12 protein-coding genes are annotated in these 26396 nt (G+C 72.6%); 5 read left to right on the forward strand and 7 right to left on the reverse strand.

Going from position 1 to position 26396, the window contains the following annotated elements; genetic code table 11:
- Nucleotides 1–17: 17 nt before the first annotated feature.
- The 6 genes from ACQCO7_RS05275 to ACQCO7_RS05300 form a co-directional block, all read right to left on the reverse strand.
- The gene (locus ACQCO7_RS05275) at nt 18–1160 is read right to left on the reverse strand and encodes a flavodoxin family protein (protein ID WP_464070709.1); all 1143 of its coding nucleotides are present in this window, start codon (nt 1158–1160) and stop codon (nt 18–20) included.
- Nucleotides 1161–2204 (reverse strand): formylglycine-generating enzyme family protein, encoded by a 1044-nt coding sequence (locus tag ACQCO7_RS05280; protein ID WP_464070710.1) that lies wholly within the window; start codon nt 2202–2204, stop codon nt 1161–1163.
- A complete protein-coding gene (locus ACQCO7_RS05285) occupies nt 2201–3154 on the reverse strand; it encodes a formylglycine-generating enzyme family protein (RefSeq protein WP_464077153.1) in 954 nt (317 codons plus the stop codon). The genes ACQCO7_RS05280 and ACQCO7_RS05285 overlap by 4 nt, the downstream gene beginning before the upstream one ends.
- Nucleotides 3155–3219: 65 nt before the next feature.
- Nucleotides 3220–4917 carry a WD40 repeat domain-containing protein gene (locus tag ACQCO7_RS05290; RefSeq protein WP_464070711.1) on the reverse strand — a complete coding sequence of 566 codons (1698 nt, stop codon included), beginning with the start codon at nt 4915–4917 and terminating at the stop codon, nt 3220–3222.
- A 15-nt stretch (nt 4918–4932) separates the two neighbouring features.
- Nucleotides 4933–5514, reverse strand: coding sequence for a GTP cyclohydrolase II (locus tag ACQCO7_RS05295; RefSeq protein ID WP_464070712.1), 582 nt, complete (start codon nt 5512–5514; stop codon nt 4933–4935).
- Between the two features lie 431 nt (nt 5515–5945).
- Nucleotides 5946–6584 carry a LysE family translocator gene (locus ACQCO7_RS05300; protein ID WP_464070713.1) on the reverse strand — a complete coding sequence of 213 codons (639 nt, stop codon included), beginning with the start codon at nt 6582–6584 and terminating at the stop codon, nt 5946–5948.
- A 227-nt stretch (nt 6585–6811) separates the two neighbouring features.
- Here ACQCO7_RS05300 and ACQCO7_RS05305 point away from each other — a divergent pair, with 227 nt between their 5' ends.
- Together ACQCO7_RS05305 and ACQCO7_RS05310 are read left to right on the forward strand one after the other, a co-directional pair.
- On the forward strand, nt 6812–8356 hold the full coding sequence (locus tag ACQCO7_RS05305; RefSeq protein WP_464070714.1) for an AMP-binding protein: 1545 nt from the start codon (nt 6812–6814) through the stop codon (nt 8354–8356).
- A gap of 164 nt (nt 8357–8520) precedes the next feature.
- Nucleotides 8521–10830 (forward strand): C40 family peptidase, encoded by a 2310-nt coding sequence (locus ACQCO7_RS05310; protein WP_464070715.1) that lies wholly within the window; start codon nt 8521–8523, stop codon nt 10828–10830.
- Nucleotides 10831–10987: 157 nt separating this feature from the next.
- Here ACQCO7_RS05310 and ACQCO7_RS05315 read toward each other — a convergent pair whose 3' ends face one another.
- Complete coding sequence (locus ACQCO7_RS05315; RefSeq protein WP_464070716.1) at nt 10988–11572, reverse strand: hypothetical protein; 585 nt, start codon at nt 11570–11572, stop codon at nt 10988–10990.
- 333 nt (nt 11573–11905) lie between these two features.
- Between ACQCO7_RS05315 and ACQCO7_RS05320 the strand changes: the two genes are divergently transcribed.
- The 3 genes from ACQCO7_RS05320 (at nt 11906) to ACQCO7_RS05330 (ending at nt 26388) form a co-directional block, all read left to right on the forward strand.
- A complete protein-coding gene (locus ACQCO7_RS05320) occupies nt 11906–13111 on the forward strand; it encodes a glycosyltransferase (RefSeq protein WP_464070717.1) in 1206 nt (401 codons plus the stop codon).
- A 192-nt stretch (nt 13112–13303) separates the two neighbouring features.
- The gene (locus ACQCO7_RS05325; RefSeq protein WP_464070718.1) at nt 13304–17236 is read left to right on the forward strand and encodes a non-ribosomal peptide synthetase; all 3933 of its coding nucleotides are present in this window, start codon (nt 13304–13306) and stop codon (nt 17234–17236) included.
- Nucleotides 17233–26388, forward strand: a complete 9156-nt coding sequence (locus ACQCO7_RS05330) for an amino acid adenylation domain-containing protein (protein ID WP_464070719.1) — start codon at nt 17233–17235, stop codon at nt 26386–26388. Before ACQCO7_RS05325 ends, ACQCO7_RS05330 begins: the two co-directional genes overlap by 4 nt.
- Nucleotides 26389–26396: the final 8 nt, after the last annotated feature.

Below are 26396 nucleotides of genomic sequence, written 5' to 3' on the forward strand. Positions count from 1 at the left end.
GGACGGGCCTGGGGGTGTCAGCGGACGGCCCGTGGCCGTACGGGTTCGCGCTGGTCCACGGGGTCGCGCAGCCGTGTGGTGATGCGGGCCAGCCGGCCGCCCTGGAAGGTCGCCGCTGCCACGGTCTCGGGGCCCGGCAGGGGGCCGTGGGCGGTCGTGTGGGAGATCCCGTACGGGTTTCCGCCCGCGATGGTGATCGACGGGTCCGTGTAGCCGGGAGGCACGATGACCGCTCCCCAGTGGTGCATGGCGTTGTAGAGGGCGAGCAGCGCGGATTCGCTGCCGCTGTGCGGATGCGGGGCCGTGACGAACCCGGTCGCCGCTTTGCCGTCGAGCCGCCCCGAGGCGCGCAGGGGCTCGCAGTCGGCGAGGAACCGCAGGAGGGGCGGGGAGACGCCGCCGAGGAACGCGGGGGCGCCGAGGGCGACCGCGTCCGCCCACTCCACGTCGGCCGGCGCGGCGTCACCGACGTCGAGCAGCCGTACCTCGGCGCCCGCCTTCCCGGCGCCCGTCGCGAGCGCGGACGCCAGTGCGCGGGTGCCGGGTTCGGCCGGGTCGCAGATGACCGCGACCCGGCCGCACCCGGTCTCGCGCGCGCTTTCGGGGTGCGCCATGCGGGCGGACGCGCGGCTGAGCCGGACCCCGAGGGTCCGTGCCGCCCGCTGGTGCGCGGCGCCGACCAGGCCGTCCGGGTCGGCGGGGGCGGCGACGCCGTAGGGATTGCCGCCCGCCGCCGTGAACGCCGCTTCCGTGGTGCCGGCCGGCAGGATCAGCGCGCCCCAGTGGTACATGCTCTGGTAGAGGGCGAGCAGGGTCGTCTCGCGTCCGCCGTGCGGGCTGTTGGAGCTGGTGAGCCCGGTGACCACCAGGTCGGCGAGCACGCCTTCGCTCCACAGCCCCGAGGCCGACTCGATGAACCGCTTGAGCGGGGAGGCGATGTTCCCGAAGTAGGTCGGGGTGGCGAGCACGACGCCGTCCGCCCAGCGCAGGTCCTCGTGACCGGCCACCGGTCCCCCGCCGTGTTCCCCTTCCCCTTCCACACGGAGCAGGCGTACGTGTGCGCCGTCCGCCTCCGCTCCTGCGGCTGCCGCCCGCGCGAGTGCGTGGACGGTGCCGTTCCCGCTGTAGTAGATGACCGCGACCCGGGGCGTGGTGTGCATTCATCCGCCCCGGGGAGATTCCGCGAGCCGGAAACCGACGGCGTAGTGGGACCGGTCGTACAGGCCGTGCCGGCGCCGGGAGCGCGCCAGGTCGCCGCCCCGGGTGAAGCTGCCGCCCCGGACGATCCGGTACGTGCTGAGGGAGCGCAGCCTCGCGTCGCCGGACCGCATGCCGCCCGGGTAGGGGACGAGGTCGTCGGCGATCAGCTCACCGCCCGGGTAGGGGCCGTAGTCGTCCGCCGTGTACTCCTCCACGTTCCCGGCCAGGTCGAGGACGCCGAAGGGGGAGGCACCCGCCGGGTAGACGCCGACCGGGGTGGTGGCCAGGGGGCCCGCCTCGGAGGTGTTCGCGGCGTGCTCGTCGAAGGTGTCGCCCCAGGGGTACTCGCGGCTGTCGCCGCCGGTCGCCGCGTACTCCCACTCGGCCTCGGTCGGCAGCCGGAACGCGCGGCCGGTGCGGTCGGCGAGCCACTCCGCGTAGGCGTCGGCGGCCTGCGCCGGGACCGTCCACACGGGGTGGTTGCCGAGCTGGTCGGGGTAGCAGCCGAACTGCCAGGAGGTGGGCAGCCAGCGGGCTCCCGTGTCCTCCAGGAAGCGCCGGTACTCCAGGTTGGTGACCGGGTAGCGCATGATGCGGAACGCGGCGGTCTCCACGTCGTGGGCCGGGCACTCCTTGCGGAGGTACGCCTCCTTGAGCCCGGCGTCCGGCCAGCGTTCGAGGATCCCGGGGATACGCGCCTCGTCGAGGCCGACGCGTACCCGGGCGGCCGGGATGTCCGCCATGGCCGGGTCGTCGGGCCGTACCCGGGGGTCACCGACGAGGCCGCAGAGGGTGGCCGCCATGTACCGGCGCTCGAAGGGCGCCGCGGGGTCCTCCGCGATCCGGGCGAGGGCGCCCGGGTACTCCCCCAGCAGCCGGGCCGCGTGCTCGCCGAGGAGGTCGGGGTCGCAGCGTCCCGTGAACTGCGGAGGCAGCCGCATGGCCTGCCGGTCGCCGATCACGTCCAGGTTGACGGCCATGGTGTGGCCGCTCGCGAGCGTCACGGCGTCACCTCGTCGCCCTCGGTGATCTCCTCGGCCAGCCGGAACCCGATCGCGTAGATCCTGCGGTCGAACCAGCCGTGGCGCCGCGCGCAGCGGGCCAGGTCGCCGAAGCGGGTGAAGCTGCCGCCCCGCGCGACCCGGTAACTACCACCGGCCGTGAGGTCGTCGGCGACCTCGTCGCCGCCCGGGTAGGCCGCGTAGTCGTCCGCGACGAACTCCTCCACGTTCCCGGCCATGTCGTCGGCGCCGAACACGCTGCGGCCCGCCGGGTAGATGCCGACCGGGGTGGTGGTCAGCGGTCCTTCCTCGACGGTGTTGGCGTGGTCGGTGCGGAAGTCGGGCCCCCAGGGGAACTCCCGCTCGGGGTCGCCCCCGCCGGCCGCGTACTCCCACTCGGCCTCGGTCGGCAGCCGGAACGCGCGGCCGGTGCGGTCGGCGAGCCAGGCCGCGTAGGCGTCGGCGTGTTCCGGGCGCACCGTCCAGACCGGGTGGTTCGCGCGGTGGACGGGGTAGCTGCCGAGTTCCCAGGAGGTGGGCAGGGCGTCGAGGCCGGTGTCGTCGAGGAACAGCCGGTACTCCAGGTTCGTGACCGGGTACCGCATGATCCGGAACGCCGCGATGTCGACGTGGTGGCGGGGGGCCTCCTTGCGGATCCAGGAGTCCAGGACGCCGACGTCGGCCCACTGGCGCACCACCTCGCCGACGCGTTCGGGCGGGATGCCGATCGCGCACCGCGCCGCCGGGACGGGGACGGTCTCCGGGTCGCCGGGCCGGATCCGGGGGTCGCCGGTCAGCGCCAGCAGCGACCCCGCGGCGTACCGGCGGGCGAACTTCTGGTGCTCGTCGGAGCAGATGCCGGCGAGGTCGCGGGGCTTCATCCCGAACAGGTCCGGGTGGCCCGCGAACACGTCGTGCGGGAGCCGCTCCACGAGCGATCCGGGCAGTCCCATCGCTCCCCGGTCGTCGAGCCGGTTGGGGTCCTTCACGGTCGGCAAGGGCTTCCCGGGCCGAGCGGTCACGCGGACTCCCCCGGTATCTCGTAGACCGCGCTGTCGTAGGAGCCGGCCAGGAACACCCCGCGGTCCTCGTCGTAGGCGAGCGAGGAGATCCCGGACGTCGTCGGCCTGTCCTCGACGACCCACGCCTTGCGTTCCCGGTCGTAGACCAGGACGTGGCCGTGGTACGAGCCCGTCGCGATCAGCCGTCCGGTGGGGTCGGCGGCGATGCACTTGATGGAGTTGGGGTGCGCCGTGGGCACCACCTCGGAGCTGAAGTCCGGCGCCCACAGCCGCAGTTTGAGGTCGCGTCCGACGCTGGCGAAGTGTCCCTCGCTGAGGCCCACGCAGCCGTTGGCGATCCGGTCGTGCGCGCTCTCGATGCGGTGCACGAGCTTCAGCGTCCGGGCGTCGTGCCAGGCCACGCCGGTGTCGGCGCACACGGAGAAGAGCAGGTCGCCCGAGGCGGCGACGCCCTTGACGGCGTTCTCGTGCAGCGCGACGTCGGTCACGTGGCGCGGTTCGCCGTCGGGGTCGAGCCGGAACACCAGGCCCTCTCCCGTGTACGCGCCGATCAGCACATGGGCGACGCCGTCCACCTCGAAGCGGGCCCCGCAGTTGAGGGGCGAGCGGTGCTGGCGCAGGACCCGGCCGGTGGCGGCGTCCATCACCTTGCCGAGCTGGCCGCCCGTCACCGTCAGCTCCCGGCTCACCGGGGTCAGGAAGTTGCAGAGGCTGCCCATGCGGGCCTGTTCGACGCCGTCGCGCACGACGATGCCGGCGTCGCCGACGGTGTAGACGCTGCCCGCGTGGGCGACGACCGCGTTGACGCCCGGGGTGGGGGCGACCTCGCCGGTGCTCCACGCGCCGGTGGCGTAGTCGAAGGAGCGGTAGGAGGCGCCGAAGGTGCCGAAGACCAGGGTGGTGCCGGCCGCGAAGGCGCAGGACCGGGGCCAGACGTCGTCGGGGATGCCGGACTCGCCGATCTGGCGCAGCTCGCCGCCGGAGGTCTGCCACAGCAGCAGTCTGCGGTCGTAGCTGAGGCTCACCAGCAGGTCGCGGTCCGCGCCGAGGACGAGGCGCTTGATCCCGGCGTCGTGGCCCTGGACCGTCGAGCGCCGCTCGCCGCGGATGACGACGATCTGGCCCTCGTCGTTACCCGCGTAGATGGTGCCGTCGCGGTCGATGACGATCGTGTCGGTCTCGACGCCGCCGAGGTCGATGTCCTCCAGCAGCTCCCCGGTGGCGGAGGACCAGCGCTTCACGGTGCCGTCGTCGCTGGAGGTGACCAGCTCCGACCCGTCCGCCGACCAGTCGACGGAGATGACGTCGGCGGTGTGGCCGGCGCAGGAGTGGACGAGGTTCCCGCCGAAGTCGTAGACGCGCAGGCGGTGGTCGCGGGAGGCGGTGGCGATCAGTTCCCGGGACGGGTGGAACGCCGACATCTCGACGTCGTCGGCCTGGTCGTTCAGGACCGCGAGCAGGCGCAGCTCGGGGACGGACCACAGGCGGGCGGTGTAGTCGCTGGACGACGTCACCAGCAGGGTTCCGTCGGGGCTGAAGGCGCACTGGTTCGCGAGGTGGTCGTGCAGGACGCGGTTCACCGGGCGTTCCGTGCTCTGGTCCCAGAGGATGACCTGGTTGTCGTAGCCGGCGCTGGCGATGTACTTGTCCGCGTAGGCGGCGATTCCGCTGATCGGACTCCTGTGCTCGATCACGATCCAGACTCCTCGTCAGTCGATGTCGATGGAATGGCCGGCGTGTACGACTTTCGCTTTCAGGTACTCGCGATTCGAATCGGTGACATGGACACCCGTGAGTCGCTGACCTTGGACCAGAACACCGTTCTCGCGCAGCTGACGGATCTTTTCCGGATTGTTCGAGAGGATCTCCACCTCTTTGAGGCCCAGGGCCACCAGCATCTGCGCCGCGGAGGTATAGGTCCGCTGGTCGTCCAGGAAATTCAGCGCCCGGTTGGCTTCGAACGTGTCCATTCCGGTGTCCTGTAGCGCATAGGCGTCGAGCTTGTTGTAGAGCCCGATATCGCGGCCCTCCTGGCGGAGGTAGAGCAGGATGCCGCCGCGTCTGTGCATCAGCGTCATCGCCTCCCGCAGCTGCGGGCCGCAGTCGCAGCGGGTCGATCCGAGCACATCGCCGGTCAGACACTCGGAGTGCAGCCGGACGATCGGAACGGGCTGCTCCAGGGCGTCGCCGAACACCACGACGAGGTGTTCGCGGCCGTCGTCGAGGCCCTCGAAGGTGATGACTTCGGTCGCCGCGCACTCTCCGCCGGCGACTTCGAGCGGAACACTCACTCTCGTACGTATTCGGGGAGTCCCCGACGGGCTTTGTATTTCATTGAGCGAGTAGGCAGAACGGTTCTCTAATGACATTCCCCGTCACCCTCAAGTCGGCTCTACGCGTCCAGCCGGGACCGTCTCGCCACTGTTGCCGCATTCTGATTGCCGCAGGCCCCGACTTGATCCTCCGTCACGGTCCCGCACCGATTTGCTCCTGTCAAGGGAGCGACCAATAGTCTCTGAGGTCGCGGCTGCGGCACCGGAAATAATCTTGCTGGCCGGATCGATCGTTCCCGCTTATTCGGCACACCGAACAGGAGCGTCACGAGGGCAGCCTGTGAGGAAGCAAAGGGTCCGGAAAGGAAACTCTGTACGGACACACGAAAACCCGCTCCGGCACGCCACACGGGGTGGCGTGCGAGCGGGAACAACAGGGAACCGGCGAGCTAGTCGCTCCGGCCCGTCGCGGCGACGGTGACGCCGAGGGCGATCATGGAGAGGCCGCCGAGTCCTCCGACGAGGGAGAGTCGTTTCGGCGAGCGGGCGAACCACTGTCGCGCGGTGGCGGCGGCAAGGCCCCACACGGAGTCGGACGCCACGGCGATGATGTTGAAGACGAGACCGAGCAGCAGCATCTGGAGGGCCACGTGCCCCTGGTCCCGGTCGACGAACTGCGGCAGGACGGCGGCGAAGAACACGATCGTCTTGGGGTTGGCCACCCCGACCGCGAATCCCTCCCACAGCGTCCGCATACCGCCGTAGACGGGCCCGTCGCCCGTGAAGGAGTCGTGTAGCGCGCCCCGCTGGCGGAACGCCTTGACGCCGAGGTACACGAGGTACCCCGCCCCGAGGAGCTTCAGCGTGGTGAAGACGAGAACCGAGCGCTCGACCAGGGAGCCGACCCCGAGCGCGACGGCGATGACGAGCAGATAGGCGCCGATCGTATTACCCGCGACCGTGGTCAGCGCGGCCCGGCGCCCTTGCGCCAGCGCCCGCCCGACCACGAACAGCACACTCGGCCCGGGTATCACGATCAACAGGAAGGACATGGCCGAGAACGCCAGTAACCGGTCTGTGGACAGCATGATTCCCATGTAACCATGGTCGTCTCCGGGGCCACAAGGCACGAGTCACCTGGGCAAAAACCCTCCGGATCCGGCCCCGGTCCACCCCGTCGCGGCCACCCGTCCGCCTCCCCCCGCGTCACCTCCGCACCCCCTCCCCTGTTGAGCCTGCGCAGGACAAGCGTCGGCCCCGCCCCGAGCGGGGAGCGTTATGGACATCGGCCACCGATGGGGAGTGAGGACCAGCGATGCGCGTTCCGATGACGATCGCGGACTTCCTGGACCGCGCGGAGCAGGGCTTCGCGGCGAGTCCGGGGGTGATCGACGAGCCGGACCAGCCGGCGGCGCCGGTCGCCCAGAGCACGTACGGCGGCCTCGCGGAGCGCGTGCGCGCGTGGCAGGCGGGGTTCGACCGGCTCGGCGTGGGGGAGGGCGAGCGGGTGGCGGTGGTGAGCCACAACTCCGCGCGGCTGCTGGAGCTGCTGTTCGCCGTGCCGATGAGCGGACGGATCTGCGTACCCGTCAACTTCCGCCTGAAACACGAGGAGATCGCGTACGTCGTCGAGCAGAGCGGCGCCTCGGTGCTGCTGTTCGACGCCGAGCTGGCGGACGCCGTCGCCGGCATCCCCGTACCGCACCGCTTCGTCCTCGGCGAGGAGACGGACACGGCGCTGATGCGGTTCGGGGTGGAGCCGCGGCCGTGGGCCGAGCCGGACGAGGACGCCACCGCGACGATCAACTACACGTCGGGAACGACCGCGCGCCCCAAGGGAGTTCAGCTCACGCACCGCAACATCTGGGTCAACGGCCTGACGTTCGGCCTGCACACGCGCGCCTGGGAACGGGACGTCTACCTGCACACCCTGCCGATGTTCCACTGCAACGGCTGGGGGATGCCGTTCGTGATGGCCGGACTCGGCGCGAAACAGGTCGTGCTGCGCAAGGTCGACGGGGCGGAGATCCTGCGCCGCGTGGACGAGCACGGCGTGACGCTGATGTGCGGGGCGCCGGCGGTGTGGGGCGCCGTGCTGAACGCGGCGGCGGGCTGGGAGGGCGAGATCCCGGGCCGGGACCGCGTACGGCTCGTGTGCGCGGGCGCGCCGCCGCCGAGCCGGCTGATCCAGCGGGTGGAGGAGGAGCTGGGCTGGGAGTTCACGCAGATCTACGGCCTGACCGAGACCTCGCCCCTGCTGACGTTCAACCGCACCCGCCCCGAGGACACGGCCCTGCCCGCACGCGAACGGGCCCGCAAGCTCTCGCGCGCCGGGGTCCCCGCCCTCGGTGTCAGGCTCCGGGTCTCCGGCGCGGGCGAGGTGCTGGCCCGTTCCAACGTCGTGCTGGACGGCTACTGGGAGAAGCCCGAGGAGACGGCCGACGCGCTCGCCGGCGGCTGGTTCCACACCGGTGACGGCGGCTCCCTCGACCCGGCCGACGGCCATCTGACGATCTCCGACCGCAAGAAGGACGTCATCATCACCGGCGGCGAGAACGTCTCGTCGATCGAGGTCGAGGACACCCTCTTCGGTCACCCGGCGGTCGCCGAGGTCGCCGTCATCGGTGTGCCGGACGACTCGAAGTGGGGCGAGACCGTCAAGGCCCTGGTGGTCCTCGCGGAGGGCGCCGAGGTGAGCGGGGCGGAGCTCATCGCGTACTGCAAGGAACACCTCGCGGGGTTCAAGGCGCCGACGAGCGTCGAGTTCCGCGCGTCGATCCCGCGCACGGCGACGGGCAAGATCCAGAAGTTCCGGCTGCGGGCGCCGTACTGGGAGGGGCGGGAGCACCGGGTCAACTAGCGCGAGCACCGGGTGGACCGGGGGGGATCCGCCGGGAAAGTTCGCCCACGGTCCACTTTGACCGTGGGCTGACAACGTTATGATCCCGTGCGCACGTTTCCGGCCGACCGGGGGTCGGCTTTCAGCCACCGGACGCGTGCATCCTCTTGACCAAGGAAGTGAAGATGACCCGACAGGTCGCACGGGCGCCGGGACGCCCGCACTCTATGTGGCAGCGCGCCCTGGCCGTCGCCGCCGGTCTCGTCCTGACGATCGGCACCCTGCTGTTCACCGGCACCACCGCCGCCCGCGCGGACGACGCGCACGAGCTGACGTACACCCTGGCCTCCGTCGACAAGGGCTCCGCCGAACCCGCGGCCTGGCAGGTCGCCGCGATGGCCGAGTGGCGGTTCGCCCAGTACTTCGCCTTCGACACCGACTGCACGGGTCCGCTCAAGCCCGGCGCCAAGTGCAACCTCTCGTACCTCGGCACCTCGAACCCGGTCCAGGCAACCGACGTGTACACCACGGGGTTCCGGCTGGTGTCGCTCCCGGGCCACTCCGAGGGCGCGGGCCGCACCATCGTGTTCTCGATCGAGCGCACGGACAGCGCACTCCTGCTGCACGTCCGGGCCGACGGGCCGTGGAGCCTGAGCGAGTGGCTCACCTACACCTCCCCCGTCGGCGACATCATCTGGGACCAGTACGCCAAGAACCTGTCGTACGGGATCACCCACGGCGAATGGCACCAGTGGGCCTACCCCGACGGCTTCCTCGACCACCTCGACACGCAGTGCCGCTACCCCGTCGACCTGTCGCGGAACGCCTACATCCCCTGCGAGATGGGGCACATCTACTGGCCGTGGCAGTACGGCGCGCCGGACGGGCAGAACACCTGGGGGTGCGCGGCGCACGGCACGGCGGTCTCGCCGGCCGCGAACCGGGCGATCGACGCCGCCTGTTCGCAGGTCGCGGCGGGCACCTGGTACAGCTGGGGCGGCGGCCACGGCGGCTCGCCCGGTGCCTCGTACGGCTTCGTCGACCAGTCGGACCCCGTACGCAGCAAGAACGACCCGTACCGCAAGGGCTTCGACTGCTCCGGGCTGGTGCGGTGGGCCTGGTCGCAGGCGACCGGGTACGACGTCATGGGCAACACCACGGCCGCCGGCATCTTCAGCCTGCCCGGGCAGCGGCTGGGCACCGACACCTCGGCGCTCAGCCCCGGTGACCTGGTGTTCTTCGGCAAGCGGTCGGTGCACCACGTGGCCATCTACCTGGGCGCGGGGAAGATCGTCGAGGCGCGCGAGTCCGACACCCATGTGATGGTCTCGGACCTCAACAGCCATGACATGACCGACTACGCGGGCGGGCTGCGGTTCATGGGCGGCATGGGCTCGGGCAACCACATGACGTGGGGCACCGGGATCAACGTACGCTCCGCCGCGGCCCGTTCGGCCTCGGTGGTCACCACCTTCCCCGGGCCGACGGCCGTGAACATCGACTGCCAGAAGCACGCCGAGTCGGTCACCGCCGAGGGCATCACCAACGACGTGTGGTCGCACCTGCCCGACCTGGGAGGCTGGCTCAGCAACATCTACGTCAAGGGCGGCTACTGGCTGGACGGGGTGCCGGACTGCGGCGGCTCCACCGGCTCCGGGGAGCACTCCACCTGGGGCACCAGCGTCAACATCCGCTCCACGCCGTCGCGTTCCGGCACCGTCGTCACCACCTTCTCCGCGCCCACCGCGATCCACATCGACTGCCAGAAGCACGCGGAGTCGGTGACGGCGGAGGGCGTCACCAACGACGCCTGGTCGCACCTGCCCGACGTGGGCGGCTGGGTGAGCAACATCTTCGTCAAGGGCGCGGCCTGGCTGGACGGCGTGCCGGACTGCGGCGGCGGTACTTCGCCGGGCTCCAACAGCACCTGGGGCACCGACGTGAACACCCACGCGCACCCCGACACGGCCTCGGACGTGAAGAACACCTTCAGCGGCCCCACCCAGGTGAAGATCGGCTGCCAGAAGCACGCCCAGTCGGTCACCGCCGAAGGCGTCACCAACGACGCGTGGTCCTACCTGCCCGACTACGGCGCCTGGATCAGCAACATCTACCTCAAGGGCCCGGCCTGGCTGGACGGCGTGATGGACTGCACCAGGCCGCCGGCCCTGGACCCCGACACCGGTTCGGGCGGGGGCACCAGCGCGGGCGCCGACGGCATGTTCAGCACGTGGGGCACCGGGGTGAACACCCACTCCCACCCCAACACCACCTCGGACGTGAAGAACACCTTCAGCGGCCCCACCCAGGTCAGGATCGGCTGCCAGAAGCACGCCCAGTCGGTCACCGCCGAAGGCGTCACCAACGACGTCTGGTCCTACCTGCCCGACTACAAGGCGTGGATCAGCAACATCTACCTCAAGGGCCCGGCCTGGCTGGACCGGGTCATCGACTGCACCAGGCCACCGGCCCTGGACCCGGAGACCCGGGCCTGACCGCCGCACGGTGACATGACGACGCCCGGGCGTCCACTTCCTCAGGGGAGCGGACGCCCGGGCTTCTCCGTGCGGGGGAGCAGCCGCTGGGCCGGGCCGTTGCCGTTGCCGTGTCTCATGCCGCACGGCTGTCCGGAGCCGGCCGGACGGCATGAGGTCAGCCCGCGGGAGTGTTGTAGTTGACGATCCCCTCCACCATGAGGGCGACCGCGCCGGCCAGCGGGTTGGCCGCCCCCAGGCGCACGACGTCGGGGAGTCTGTGCGCCTCGCTCTCGGTGACGGCCACCATGCCCCAGAACGCGTTGAAGCCCGTGGGGTCCACCGGCTTGTCGGTGGCCGACCTCACGGTCAGGACGCCTCCCACCTCGGCCACGGCCAGCGCGCCCATCTGCCGCAGCGTCTCGTGGTCCCGCTCCTCGGCTGCGACCACGCTCCAGCCCGCCACCTCCACCCGCCGGAAGGCGTCGAGGAGCTTGCCCGGGGTGTCCGCCCCCGTGACAACGATGTCGGGCAGGACGAGGGCCACCGGTCCCCGTGTCATCGGCAGGGCGGCCCGGATCGCTCCGTCGAGACCGGGTCCGAACGAGTCCGCCTGGTAGACGAAGACCAGCTGGAAGATGTCGGCATAGCGGGCCAAGTGACTCACGGTGCCCAGCTTGTGCGGCCCGAACACGACGACCAGGCGCACGGTGAGGCCGCTCTTGGCGAGTTCGACCACGGCTTCCAGGCTGCGGTCCAGCACCGTGACTCCGGGAGCCAGACAGTGCAGCTCCTTCGGATAGGGCGCTCCGAAACGGCTTCCGTTTCCCGCGCAGGGCAGGATGACGGACACATCAGGTACGGGTGTGAACGAACTCTGCATCGCGTAGCGCTCCGGTTGTGTGGAGGAGGGGAATTGCACACCTCGCCGAGCGCAGACTGCCCCGTTCCGCCCGGCACCGAACCTCCCGCTCCTTTCTCATGCGCCATTCTTACCAGGAAGGCCGTTTCCCGTGAATTCCGAAGGGATAAGTCAGCTGTCACATGGCGGCGGCGACCCGGCCGACATGGGAAACGCGACGAAAGAGGATGCTGAATGCGCGTGCTGTTGTCCACCTACGGGACACGTGGCGACGTCGAGCCGCTGGTGGCACTCGCGGTGCGGCTGCGGGCGCTCGGCGCGGAGGTGCGGATGTGCGCCCCGCCGGACGAGGAGTTCGCGGTGCGGCTCGCGGGCATCGGGGTGCGGTCGGCGCCGGTCGGACCGCCGGTCAAGGAGCTGATGCGCGGGAAGACACTGCCCTCGGCGGCGGACCTGGCCCGCTACCGCGACGAACTGGTCGAGACGCAGTTCGCCGCCTTCCCCGCCGCGTTCGACGGCAGCGACGTGATCCTGGCGGCAGGCCTGGGACAGGTCGCCGCACGGTCTGTGGCCGAGTCCCTGGGCATCCCCTACATCTACGTGAGCTACGCGGCGGTCCACCTGCCGTCGCCGCACCACGCGCCCCCGCCCCGGCCGGGCTGGCCGAAGCCCGAGGCCGCGGGCAACGCGGCCCTGTGGGGGTCCGACGCCCGCAACGTCGACGCGCAGTTCGGCGAGGCGCTGGCCAGGCACCGGGCGGCGCTCGGCCTGCCGGCGGTGGACAACGTGCGCGACCACATCATCACCGCCCGTCCATGGCTGGCGGCGGACCCGGTCCTCGGGCCGTGGCGGGAGACCCCCGGTCTCGACGTCGTACAGACAGGCGCGTGGACCCTGCCGGACGACCGCCCCCTCCCGGCGGACCTGGAGAGGTTCCTGGACGCGGGCGACCCGCCGGTCTACATGGGCTTCGGCAGCATGTCCCCGGCCGAGGGCATCGGCGGCTCGGCCGTCGAGGCGATCCGCGCGCAGGGGCACCGGGTGCTCGTGTCCCGTGGCTGGGCGGACCTCGATCTCCTCGACGACGGGGACGACTGCTTCGCCGTCGGTGAGGCCAACCACCAGAACCTGTTCCGCAGGGTGGCCGCCGTGATCCACCACGGTGGCGCGGGGACGACCCTGACAGCGGCCCGGGCGGGCGTGCCGCAGGTCGTCATACCTCTCCAGCTGTCGGACAACCCGTACTGGGCGGGCCAGGTGGCGGCGCTGGAGCTCGGCGCGGCCCTCGACGCCCGGACCACGACCGCCGAATCCCTGAGCCTCGCGCTCAAGACCGCCCTGTCGCCAAAGACCCGGGCGCGCGCGAAGTCCCTGGCGGGCCGGCTCCGCACCGACGGAGCGGAGGTGGCCGCGCGCCGGCTGCTGGACGGGCTGTACTGAACGGAGCCCATTCATCTGAATGTGGTGCCGGTAACAGTTGACCGCCCAATCGGAGCGCATTTAGCATCAGCGCAAATAACCCGCAGGGCGACCGAACAAAAACAAGCCCTCCACGATCTCCACTCCGCACACACTTCGTGCACATTTCGGGAACTGCTTTCCGTCGCGTCTTCTTCCTGTGAAGGGTAATCCGTGTCCTTTTCCCGAATCGCAGCCGGCCGTTCTCCCGGCGAAGAGACAGAATTCGCGCCCTTGTCACTTGCGCAGGAGCGCCTGTGGGTCATGGCACGCATGGACGGAGACGCCGGCGCCGCCTACAACGAGCCGATGCCCTTCGACATCCGGGGACCGCTGGAGCGGGACCTGCTCGTCGAGGCGCTGCACCTGATCGCGGCCCGGCACGAGGCCCTGCGCACCCGACTGGTCCCCACCGAGGGGTCGGCTCTCCAGGTCGTCGATCCGCCGGAGACGGGATTCCCGGTGACCTTCGAGGATCTGACGGGAGCGCCGGACCAGGCCGAACGGCTCGCGCGCCTCCGGGCAGAGGTGGAGGGCACCCCGTTCCGCCTCGGCGAGGAGCCCATGGCGCGCGGCTGCCTGACAGCGCTCCGGCCGGACCATCACGTCCTGGTCCTGACGGCACATCACCTCGTCTTCGACGGCTGGTCCCGCTCCCTGCTGCTGAGGGAACTGGGCCTGGTGTACTCCGCGCTCCAGCGGGGGCAGAAGGTCTCGCTGCCCGAACTGACCTGGCAGTACAGCGACTACACGCGCTGGCAGCGGGAGTGGATGGCGGGAGACGAGCCCCGCTCGCACGCCGACTACTGGACCACCGCACTGGCCGGTGCCCCGGCCGCGCTCCCCCTGCCCACCGACCGGCCCCGCCCGCCCGAACAGGACTTCCGCGGCGACCGGTTGCCCGTGACCGTCGACGAGGACCTGACGCGGGCCCTGCGCGCGCTGGCCGCGGACAACGATGTCTCCCTGTACGCGACCGTCCTCACCGGCTGGTCCGTGCTGCTGTCCCTCCTCTCCGGGCAGGACGACATCGTTGTCGGAGTCCCCACCGCGAACCGCCGACGCGGGGACGTCGAGGGTCTGATCGGCTTCTTCGTCAACACCGTCGCCCTGCGCACGGACCTCTCCGGCTCCCCCAGCGTCACCGACGCCCTGAAACAGGTGAACCAGCGGATCCGCGACGCCCTGAGCCACGTCGACCTCCCCTTCGAGCGAGTCGTCGAACTGGTCAACCCGCCGCGGAGCCCCGCCTGCACCGTCCTGTTCCAGACCATGGTCGCCTGGGTCCCCTCCATGCGGCGGGAACTCGAACTGCCGGGGCTGACGGTCGAGCCCCGAGCGGACGCCGCCCACGTACCCGCGAAGTTCGACCTGGTCCTGGCCCTGGCCGACGAGGGCCGGCAGCTCACCGGTGAGATCGACTACGCCGTGGCGCTCTACGACCGGACGACCGTCGAACGGTACCTGCGCCAGTTCCTGCGCGTGCTGCGGCTGATGACCGAACGGCCCGGCGCCGAGATCGCCGACCTGACCCTGCTCGACGAGGACGAACAGCGGGCACTCCTCGCCGCCTTCAGCACCGGGCCCGCCGTGACCGGACCGGCGCCGGCGGGCGTGCTGGAGCGGTTCGCCGCACAGGTCAGCGAACGGCCGGGGCAGTGCGCGGTGGTGGCCGGCGGCACGGAACTGGACTACGCGGCGCTGGAGCGCCGGGCGAACCGCCTCGCCCACGCGCTGATCGCCCGGGGCGCCGGCCCCGACCGTGTCGTGGGCCTGCACACCGGACGCACGGCCGACCTCGTCGTCGGCGTGCTCGGGATCCTCAAGTCCGGGGCCGCCTACCTGCCCCTCGACCCCGCCCAGCCCCCGGACCGGCTCGCCGCCATGGTGGACGACGCCGCACCCGTCCTCGTCCTGACCGACCAGCGGCAAGGGTGGGAATCCCTGGCGGCGGTAGAGGCGGAAGGGACGCGCGACGAGGCGCCGGTCCTCGACGCGGACCCGGCCCGGCTCGCCTACGTCATCTACACCTCAGGCTCCACCGGCCGCCCCAAGGGGGTGGCGGTGACGCACGGCAGCGTCGTCAACCTCCTCGACCACTGGCGCGACCTCATGGGGGACGCCCCCGGCGAGGCGTCCTCGGCCTGGTCGAGCATCGGCTTCGACGCGTCGGTGCACGAACTCCTCGTCCCGCTCACCACCGGCGCCGTGCTCCACCTGGTCCCCGACGAACTGCGCGGCGACCCCCGGGAGTTGCTGGACTGGATGCGCGAACGCAAGGTCACCCAGGCGTTCCTGCCCCCGTCCTACGTCCTGTGGATCGGCGAGGACCCGGCCGCGCGGCTGGCCGGATCGAGCCTGCGCCAGCTCCTCACCGGAGTGGAGTCCCTGCCCGAAAGCACCCTGTACCGGATGCGTGAGCTGCTGCCCGGCCTGCGCGTCTGCTTCGGCTACGGCCCGACCGAGGCCACGCTCTACTCCACCGCCTACACCGACCCGCAGCCCTTCGAGCGGCCCTGCCCCATCGGACGGCCGCTGCGCGGCACCCGCCTCTACCTGCTCGACGACCGGATGCGCCCGGTACCCGTCGGAGTCCCCGGCGAGGTCTACCTCGGCGGGGCGAGTCTGGCCCGCGGCTACCTGAACCGCCCCGACCTCACCGACGAGCTCTTCGTGCCCGACCCGTTCGTCCCCGGTGAACGCCTCTACCGCACCGGCGACCTGGCGCGCTGGCTGCCGGACGGCAACGCCGAGTACGCCGGCCGCCGCGACGACCAGCTCAAGCTGCGTGGCTTCCGGATCGAACCCGGCGAGGTCGAGGCGGCGCTGCTGGCGCTGCCCGGAGTGCGGGAAGCCGTCGTCCTGGCCGACCGCGACGCGCCGGGCGGCCCCCGCCTGGTCGCCGGCGTGGGGTGCGGCACCGAGGCCACGCGGATGCCGTACGAGTGGCGCGCGGCCCTGGCGGACCGTCTGCCGGACTACATGATCCCCGCCGTGGTCGTCGAGTTCCCGCGACTGCCGCTGAATCGGAGCGGCAAGGTCGACCGGACCGAGGTGCTGCGCGCCACGGCCACGGCCCTCGCGGGGCGGGTCAACGCGGCGGCGCCCCGCGACCACGTGGAGATGGCGCTGTACGGGATCTGGCGCGCGGTGCTGCTGCACCCGGACATCGGCATCGGCGACAACTTCTTCGAGCTGGGCGGCACTTCCATATCGGCGATCAAGATGGCCTCCGCCGTCGAGCGGGAACTCGGCGCCGCCCTGCCGGTCCGGGACGTCCTGCTGCACCCCACGATCGAAGCGCTCGCCGAGCGGGTGCGCGGCCACGGCGGGGCAGCGCGGCCCAGCAGCCTGGTCGAGTTCCGCGCGGGCGGCGGCCGGCGGCGCGTGGTCTGCGTGCATCCCGCCGGCGGCACCGCCTTCTGCTACCTGCCGCTGTCCGCCGAACTGGCCGACGACATCGGCGTGGTGGGACTCCAGGCGCCCGGCATCAACCCCGGCGAGTCCACCCTGCCCGGTGTCGGGGCGATGGCCGAGGAGTACCTGCGGCTCGTCGGCCCCCGCGCCGACGAGGCACTGGTGCTGTGCGGGCTCTCCTACGGCGGTCTCGTCGCCCACGAGATGGGGCGCCGGCTGGCGGCGGCCGGCCACGGGAAGGTGAGCGTGGTCCTCCTCGACACCCACGGCGCCCCCGAGGACGACGGTCAGCGCGCCGCGCTCGCGCCGGTCGGCATGGCGGAGTTCCGGGACAAGCTGGTGCGCTTCAACGGCATGTACCCGGGCATCGACGACGACCAGGTGGCCCGGTACCTGAACGTCTACAACCACCACCGCGAGACGGCCCTCGACTACGCCGTCCCCGCGTCGCCCGCCCGTGTCGTCCTGATGCAGGCGACGGCCGTGGAGGACGCGGACGCCGAGGACGCCGCCGCCCGCCTGCGCGCGTTCTGGCGGCAGCGGGCGCTCGGTGAGTTCGCGGTCGAGCCGGTCGCCTGCGGCCACTGGGACATGCTGGAGAGCGCCGGACTGCCCCGCGTCGCCGCCGTCCTCACCGCCGAACTGCACCGGCTGACCACCGCACCTTCAGGCACGTCGGAGGCACGATGAAACCGCGCGTCGAGACATCCCCCGCCGACGTCGCCGAGGAGCCCGGCACGGCCCGTGAGATTCACCGCCGAGCCCTGCGCACCCCGCACGCCGAGGCGGTCGTCGACGGCGAAGTCATCCTCGACTACGGCACGTTGAACACGGCAGCCGCCCTCGTCGCCCAGGAGCTGGAGCGCCGGGGCGTCGGTGCGGGACAGGCCGTGGCGGTGGCACTGCCGAGGTCGTGGCGGCTGGTCTGCGTGATGCTGGGCATCCTGCGGCTCGGGGCGCGGGTCGTGCCCCTCGACACCCAGAGCCCCGCCGAACGCCGGGACTTCATCCTCCGGGACTCCGCCGCCGTCGCCCTGGTGCACGAAACGCACGAGACGGCCGAGAGCGCCGCCGAACTCCCGCGCGGCGTGCGGACGTTCGCGGTGCACGCCCTGCTGCCCGGCCTTCCGGACACGGCTGCCGCCGTGCAGACCCCGGCCGCGCCCGGCGAGGTGTCCTTCCTCTTCTACACCTCCGGGACGACGGGCCGGCCCAAGGGAGTCGAGGTCCGCGACGCGGGCATCCGGCGCCTCGCACAACCCGGCTACATCCGCGTCGACCCCGGCCAGCGCTACGGCTGCCTGGCCAACCCGGCGTTCGACGCGCTGAGTTTCGACGTCTGGGTGCCCCTGCTGACCGGCGGCTGCTGCGTGGTCCTGAGCGACGCCGACGTGCAGACCCCGGAGCGGCTGGCCGAGGCTCTGCGGCGGGGCCGCGTGCACACCTTCTTCATGACCGCGTCGCTGTTCAACGCGATGGTCACGGCGGTGCCGGACTGCTTCGCCGAGGCCGGCCAGGTGCTGGTGGGCGGTGAGCAGCTCAACCCGCAGGTGATCCGGCGCTGGTACCGGAACAACGCCGGCAGCGGGGCCCGGCTGTTCAACGGGTACGGGCCGACGGAGTCGACCACGTTCGCCCTGTGCCATCCGATCCCCCGGGACTTCGACGGGGACGTGGTGCCGATCGGCCGCCCCTTGCCGCAGACCGGTGCGGTCGTGGTCGTGCCAGGCGAGGAGCGGGTCGCCGGGCCCGGCGAGGTCGGCGAACTCCTGTTGAGCGGCGCCGGGTTGGCCGTCGGGTACCGCAACCTTCCCGAGGAGACCGAGCGGCGTTTCGTGCGGCTGCCGTGGCTCGACGGCGGCGCGGAGCGGTACTACCGCACCGGTGACCTCGCGCGGGCCGGCCGCGAGGGCCTGGTGGAGTACGCCGGACGCATCGACCGCCAGGTCAAGGTCCGTGGCTTCAGGATCGAGCCCGGCGAGGTGGAGCTGCGGGTCCTCACACATCCGGCGGTCGAGCGGGCCCACGTGTGCGCGCGCCGTGCGGGCGAGGAGGGGCCCAACGAACTGCTGGCGTTCGTCGTCCTCCAACAGGACGTGTCCTACGAGGAGTTCGACCGTCACCTGACGGCCCGTCTGCCCGCCTACATGCGCCCTCACCGCATCCATCGCGTGGCCGGGCTGCCGCTGAACGCCAACGGCAAGGTCGACGAGGCCGCCCTGCTGGCACAGGCCGGCCAGCCCTGGCGGCCCGCCGCCCCCGACACGGGCGCACCGGCCACGACGGAGACCGAGCGCCAGGTCGTCGCCCTGGCCGAGGAGATCCTCGGCACCACCGGTCTCGGGCCCGCCGACCGCTGGATCGCCAGCGGCGGCGACTCTCTGAAGGCGCTCCGGTTCTGCTTCGCCGCGCGACAGCGCTGGGGCCGCGAGCTGACCCAGGCGGCCGTCCTGCACGGCGATCTGGCCGCCGTCGCCCGTGCCCTCGCCACGGACCGTCCCGGCGCGGACGGCGCCGTGCCGCCCCCCGTCGTCTCCGGTGCCCGCACGGCACCCGCCACCAGTGAGCAGCAGCGGCTGTGGCTGGTCCAGCGCAGCGCCCCGGGCTCGCGGGCCTACTCCGTGGGCCAGGTCTTCCGGGTGGACGGACTCGTCGACACCGCTGCCCTGCGGCGGGCCCTGCGCGCCCTGGTGACACGCCACGAGGCGCTGCGGACGGGTTTCGGCCTCGGTCCGGGCGGCCTGGAGCAGAGCGTCGGCGAGCCGTACGACCCGTGGCACGATCCGGGCCCCCGGCGGGGCTGGGACGAGAAGAAGGCGCATGCCTTCGCCGACGCCTTCTTCGCAGAGCCCTTCGACCTCGCCGTCCCCCGCATGCTCCGGGCCTGCTGGCTGCCGCGTGCGGGCGGCGGCACGCTCCTGCTGCACCTGCATCACATCGCCGTGGACGGCTGGTCGTTGAGCGTCCTGCTGCGCGACCTGTCGGCCGCCTACGCCGGGAGCGGCCTCCAGGAGGCGCCCGCTCCGACCCCGCTGGACTTCGCCGTCTGGCAGAGCGACCGGTTCGCGAGCGCGGCCTATCAGGCACAGCGCTCTGAACTCCTCTCGTTCTACCGGGTTCTGACGGAGCCTCAGGAGCCGCTGCCCGCCCGGGACACGGATGCGGCACCTTGGGCGCGGCTGCTGCACACGTCGCTCGACGCCGCTCGGCGTGACCGAGTGGACCGGTTGTGCGCCGAGTTCGGGCTGACCCGGTTCCAGCTCCTGCTGGGCGTGTTCTCCTGGTGCCTGTACGGCGTGACCGGCCTGGTCCGCCCGCGTGTCGCCGCCCCGGTCGCGGGCCGTGCGGTGAGCGAGTTCGAGAACAGCGTCGGCATGATGGCGAACACCGTGCTGCTGCCGCTGACCGTGGCGCCCGGTGAGGATCTGCGCTCGCACCTCGCCCGCACCAGCGCCGCCACAGGGCGGGTGCTGGGGTGCCAGGACGTGGCGCTCACGGACGTCCTGACCGGCTGGGAGGCCGTCGGTGACGGCACGCCGTTCGACTTCCTGTTCGTCCTGGAGAACACCGACTTCGGGGCGCTGCGGCTGCCCGGCTGCGCCGCACGCCCGCTGTGGTGGGCGGCGACGGAGGCCAAGTGCCCGATGACGGTCTCCGTGGTCGAGCACGCGGACGGCCTGGACGTGCTGTGGGAGTACGCCGAGGACCGGTTCAGCGGTGAGGACGTCGAAGCGATGGCGGAGCTGCTGCGGCGGGGCGTGGACGCGCTCGCGGCCGGTGGCAGCCGCACCGCGCGTGAGCTCGTCGCGCCCTACCGGCAGTCCCTTCCGGAGCACGGGCGCGGCCCCGCCCCGCAGCCCGGCTTCACCACGGTCGCCGAGGGCTTCGCCCGGCAGGTCGCCCGCACCCCTGACGCCCCCGCCGTCGTCACGGCCGACGGCGCCGCCCTGAGCTACGCGGCCCTCGACGCCCGTGCCGCAGCCCTCGCCGCCGAACTGGCCGACCGCTACCCGATCCCGGCCGACGACACCCCCTGCCGGGCGGCCCTGTATCTGGACCCCTCGGTCGACCACGTGGTGGCGCTGCTGGCGCTGGCACGGCTGAACGTCACCGCCGTCCCCCTCGACCCCTCCTACCCGGCCGCCGTGCTGCGCCGGGTCCTGGAACAGACCGACCCGCTGTGCGTCCTGACCACGCGGGAGAGTTCTCCGGCGCTGGGGGCGCTGCTCCCGGACGGTGTGGTGCGCCACCTCGTCGACGTGCGCCCGGCCGACCCGCGCCCGGCCGGCACTCCGGCGCACGCGGGCGCCCGCCCCCTCTACACACTGTTCACCTCGGGCTCCACCGGTGTCCCCAAGGGCGTGCAGATCAACGACCGGACCCTGTGCGACCTGATCAGGTGGCAGTCCGGTCCCGGTGGTCTGACCGCCCCGGCCGCGACCCAGCAGTTCTCGAAGCTGGCGTTCGACGTCTCCTTCCAGGAGATCTTCGGAACCCTGTGCACCGGGGGCAGCCTCCAGCTCGTGCGTCCCGAGTGGCGTCAGGACGCTCCCGCTCTCCTGGACCGGCTGGAGGCTGCGGGCGCCGAGCGGATCTTCATGCCCTACGTGGCCCTGAACCTGCTCGCCGAGTACGCGGTCCGGCTGAACAGGTACCCCTCCCGGCTGCGTGAAGTGGTCACCGCGGGCGAGCAGTTGGTGTGCACCGACAGCATCCGTCGCTGGTTCGCCGGGTTGCCCGGGGCGCGGCTGTTCAACCATTACGGGCCGACCGAGACCCATGTGGTCAGCGCCCTGTGCCTGGAGGGTGATCCCGGGCTGTGGCCCGAGCGGCCCGCCATCGGACGCCCGGTGGCCGGCGCCGATCTACGGGTGGTGGATGCCCAGGGCGACCCGGTGCCGGCCGGGTGCACCGGCGAGCTGCTGATCGGCGGGACCATGACCACCCGCTGCTACCTCGGTGACCCCGCGCAGACCGGCTCCCGGTTCGTCGAACTCCCCGGCGCCGGGCTGTTCTACCGCAGCGGTGACCGGGCGTTCTTCGACCGTGCGGGCCTGCTGCACTACGCGGGCCGCGACGACCAGCAGATCAAACTGAGCGGGCACCGCCTCGAACTCGGTTCCGTCGAGGCTGCGTTGCTGCGCCATCCGGCGGTGGTCAACGCGGCCGTCACCGCCGACGGCGACCGGCTGACGGCGGGCCTGGAGATCCGTGGCGAGGCACCATCCACCGACGACCTGAACGCGCACCTGTCCGCCCTGCTGCCCTCCTACGTACGGGTGGACCGCTTCCGCAAGCTGGAGAGGCTCCCCCGTACCCCCAGCGGCAAGCTGGACCGGCAGGCGGTCATGCGGGCACCCGGGGAGGAGATACGCCGTTCGGCGATCGGCCGCCCAGGCCTGACGGCCGAGGAGGAACGCCTCAGCGCCGCCTTCGAGGAGGTCACCGGTTCGGCGATCGCACCGGACCAGACCTTCTTCGAGGCGGGTGCCTCCAGCCTCGCCCTGATGCGCTTCCACCTGCGCTGCACCACGGCACTCGGGCTGCGTTTCAGCGTCGCGGACCTGTTCGAGCACGTCACCGTCCGCTCCCTGGCCCGCCACCTCACCGGCACGCAGCCTTCAACCCCGCCCGCCGCACACGACGACGACAGGCCCGACCCCGGCGAGCCGATCGCGGTCGTCGGCATGGCGGTACGGCTGCCCGGCGCCCCTGACCTGGCCGCCTTCTGGGAGCTGGTCGTCTCCGGCGGCACCGGAATCCGACGCGTCGACGCGCCGGAGGGAGTCGTCGGCGTCCACAGCACCCTCGACGGCATGCTCGACTTCGACCCGGGCCACTTCGGCATCAGCCCCCAAGAGGCGCGTCTGATGGACCCCCAGCAGCGCCACCTGCTGATGGCCGCCGTGCAGGCCCTGGCGCACGCCGGCGTCGCGGACACCACGGCCACCCGGGTGGGCCTGGTGGCCGGCGCGGGGGAGAACACCTACTTCCAGTCCCTGCTGCGCGAGGCCGATCCCGCCCGGCTGCCGGACGGCTTCCAGCTCGCCCTGCACCACGAGAAGGACTTCCTGGCCACCAAGGCGGCCTACCACCTCGGTCTGACCGGTCCCGTCCTCAGCGCCCAGACGGCCTGCTCCAGCTCCCTGGTCGCCGTGCACCTCGCCGCCGGGCTGCTCCGGCAGGGCGAGGCCGACGTGATGCTCGCGGCGGGCGTCCTCGTCGACCCCACGCTGACCGGCGGCTACCGCTACCGGCCGCAGCACATCTTCTCCGCCGACGGCGACTGCCGGCCCTTCAGCGACGACGCCACCGGCACGGTGGGCGCGAGCGGCGTCGGTGTCGTCGTCCTCAAGACGCTGCGGCGGGCCCGGCGCGACGGCGACACCGTCCACGCGCTCGTCACGGGCTCCGCGATCAACAACGACGGCGCGGCGAAGATGAGTTACACCGCGCCGTCCCTGGCCGGACAGCGGGAGGTGATCCGCAGCGCCCTGTCCCGCGCCGGACGCACCGGCGCCGACCTCGGCTACGTGGAGGCCCACGGCACGGGCACCCGGCTGGGCGACCCCATCGAGGTGGCGGCGCTGCGGCAGGCGTTCGACGTGAGCGAGTCGGGCCGCTGCGCCCTCAGCTCCGTCAAGAGCCAGCTCGGCCACCTGGGCGCCGCCGCCGGCGTGGTCGGCCTCGTGCGCGCGGTCCTCGCCGTGCGCCACGGGACGATCCCGCCCAGCCTCAACTTCCGTGCCTTCAACCCCGAGATCGGCCCCGACCCCACGCCCTTCCACGTCCCGGCGAAAGCCACGCCCTGGCCCCGGGGACGCGCACGGGTGGCCGCGGTCAGCAGCTTCGGGATCGGCGGCACCAACGCCCACGTCATCGTGGAGCAGGACACCGCGCCCGCGCCGGGGACGGCCCCCGAGGTGCCCGGGTGCCTGGTCCTGTCGGCGTCCAGTGCGGACGCCCTCGCCGCCGACGCCGCCCGGATCGCCGACTACCTCGGGCGGTACCCGGAGCGCCACGCGTCGGTGCTGCGTCATCTCCAGGCCGGGCGTCCCGCCCGCCGCCTGCGGGTCGCGGCCCCGGTGGCGGACGCCGCCGAGGCCGTGCGCGTGCTGCGCGCGGTGGCAGCGGGAGAGGTTCCGCCCGGTGTCGCCGACCCGGACGCCGCCGTGGTCCGCGCCGCCGGCCGCACGGCCCGCGAACTCGCCGAGGAGTGGACCGCCGGACACCCCGTCGCGTGGGCGGCGGGCGTCGCCCCGGCGCCCTGGGACTTCCCGCCCCCGTCCTTCTCCCTCGCGGAGTACGACTTCGAGCGGCGGCCCCAAGAACCGGCCACCCCCCGGCGGCTGCCGCCGGAGCACTGGCTGCACCAGCCGCACTGGGTCCGCCTGCGCCGCGCCGCCGTCGCGGACCCCGCAGGGCAGGCCGGCCGCGCGTCCGCCGTGGTCGTCGTGGCCCCCGAGAACACCCCGCAGGCAGCGTTCGCGCCCTTCGAGGCGGTCGCGCCACGGGTGATACGGGTGCACCCGGCCGCCGTGTTCGCCCGCAGGGGCCCGGACGCCTACGACGTGGACCCCACCGACCCGGCGTCCCTTCGCCGGCTCCTCGACGCACTGCCCGAAGAGGCCCTCGGGGACACGGAGTGGGTGCACGCCCTGCCCCTCGGCGTGACCGGGCCGGTCGGCCCCGACACCCTGGCCCACGCCCGTCACGCCTGCCTGGACAGCACGGCGGCCCTGGCCCAGGCGCTGACCGGGCGGGCCGGCTCCCCCCGCGTGTGGTGGCTCTCCTACGGCGCCCAGCCCGTGACCGGAGCGGCGGAACGGCCCGAACTGGCACTCCTCGCCGGGCCGGTCGAGGTCGCCCCGCAGGAGTCCGCCCTGCACGGCCACTGGCTCGACCTCCCCGACGGCGACCTCACCCGCTGGGCCGGGCAGGTGGCCCCGGTCGTCGCCGCGACGTACGACGGCGGGCCTCCCCCGCCGCGCCAGCTCGCGCTGCGGCAGGGCTACTGGTGGCGGCCGGGCACCACACCCGTACCGGCGCCGGAGGACACACGGTCCCCCCTCCTACCGGCCGGAGAAGACACCGTCCATCTGGTGCTCGGCGGCACGGGCGGCATCGGCCGCGCGGTCGCCGCCTGGCTGCTCGAACACACCGGCGGCCGGGTCCTGCTGCTGTCGAGGAACCCGCGGCTGCCCGGGGAGCTGAGCGGCTGGGCCCACCGCGTCGGCCTCGTCCCGGCGGATCTCGCGACCATGCCCGTGCACGAGGTCGCGGCGGCCGTCGGCGCCCACACGGCACGGCTGGACGGCATCGTCCACGCGGCCGGCCTCGCACACGGCGGGCTGCTCGTCCGGCGTGACGCCGCCGCCGCGCGCGACGCCTCGGCGGCCCGCGAGCGGGGCGCACTCGTCGTCGAGCACCTGATCGGGGCCTTCCGCCCGGAGATCGCGGTCTACTGCTCCTCGATGTCCGCCCTGCTCGGCGGTGTCGGCCAGAGCGACTACGCGGCCGGCGCGAGCCTCCTGGACGGCTTCGCCCACCACCGGGCCGACGAGACGGAGACGACCGTCCGGATCGGCGTCGGCTGGGACGTCTGGAGCGAGACCGGCATGGCGACCCGGGCCCTGGGCGGCGACCGCCGCCATCAGGCCCACCTCGCGGTCGGCATGAGCGTCGAGGAGGGCAAGGCGGTCTTCGCGCGGGCGCTGGCCCTGCGACTGCCCCACCTCCTCGTGTCCACCACCGGCATCGACGCCTCCCGGGTCTTCTACGGCCCCGACGGCAGCCCGGACCGGTCCGAGGTTCCCGCGCCGGCGCGGGACACCTTGGCCGCCGGCGGCGCCGAGGAGCGGGCGGACGCGCTGGCCCGGGTGACCCGGGAACTGCTCGGCGTGGCCGAACTGGACCCCGAAAGCTCCCTCTACGACCTGGGCGCCGACTCACTGACCCTGATCAGCCTCCTCGCGCAGATCGAGGACGACCACGGGGTCGAGATCGACCTCGCCTCCCTGAGCCACCGCGTCAGCCTCACCGAGGTCCTCAAACACCTCGAAGCGGCCCTCACCTGCGCCGAGCCCGCCACCGAGGCGGCCTCCCCCGTCGTCCTCGACGTCTGGCAGGAGGGCACCGGCCCCGCCGTCCTGTGCCTGGTGCACCCCGTGGGCGGGGACATCCAGGCATACCGCCCCCTGGTGGCGGCGCTCGGCCCCGCGCCGACGGTGTGCCTCATCGCGGACCCGGCTCTGCGCGACAGCGGGGCGCCCGCCTGGTCGCTGACCGAACGGGCCCGGCATTACGACGCGTCGCTGCGGGAGCGCTTCGGCGGCCCGGACCACCGGCTCCACCTGGCCGGCTGGTCCTACGGCGCCCGGGTGGCGATGGAGATGGCGGGCCTCGCCGAGTCGGCCGGCCGGCCGCCGGCGACGCTGCACCTGCTGGACCCGCCGCCGCCCCGGGCGGGGGAGCTGGTCGCCGCCTACGACGAGGCGCACCTGGAGAAGGTGTTCGCCGCCGAACTCGGCGCCTCCTCCTCGTCACCGACCGGGCCCGCACAGGTGTACGCCGAGCGGCTGGCCCGCTGCTGCCGCGCGAACCTGCGCAGTCTCGGGGAACACCGCGTACGGCCCCTGGTCGCCGTCCCCACCCATCTGTGGCTGGCGGAACACCCCACGCCGGGCATGCCCGTCCCCGCCGCCCCGCAGGAGCCGGACCGGCAGTGGAGCGGCTGCCTGCCCCCGTCCGCCGTCCTCGGCCGCCTGCCCACGGATCACTACGGCGTCGTCGCGGCACCCCACGTGAACACGGTGGCCGAGGCCATCAGGGCGAACCTGTAGCACCCCAT

This window comes from Streptomyces saintjeani, from assembly GCF_055409605.1.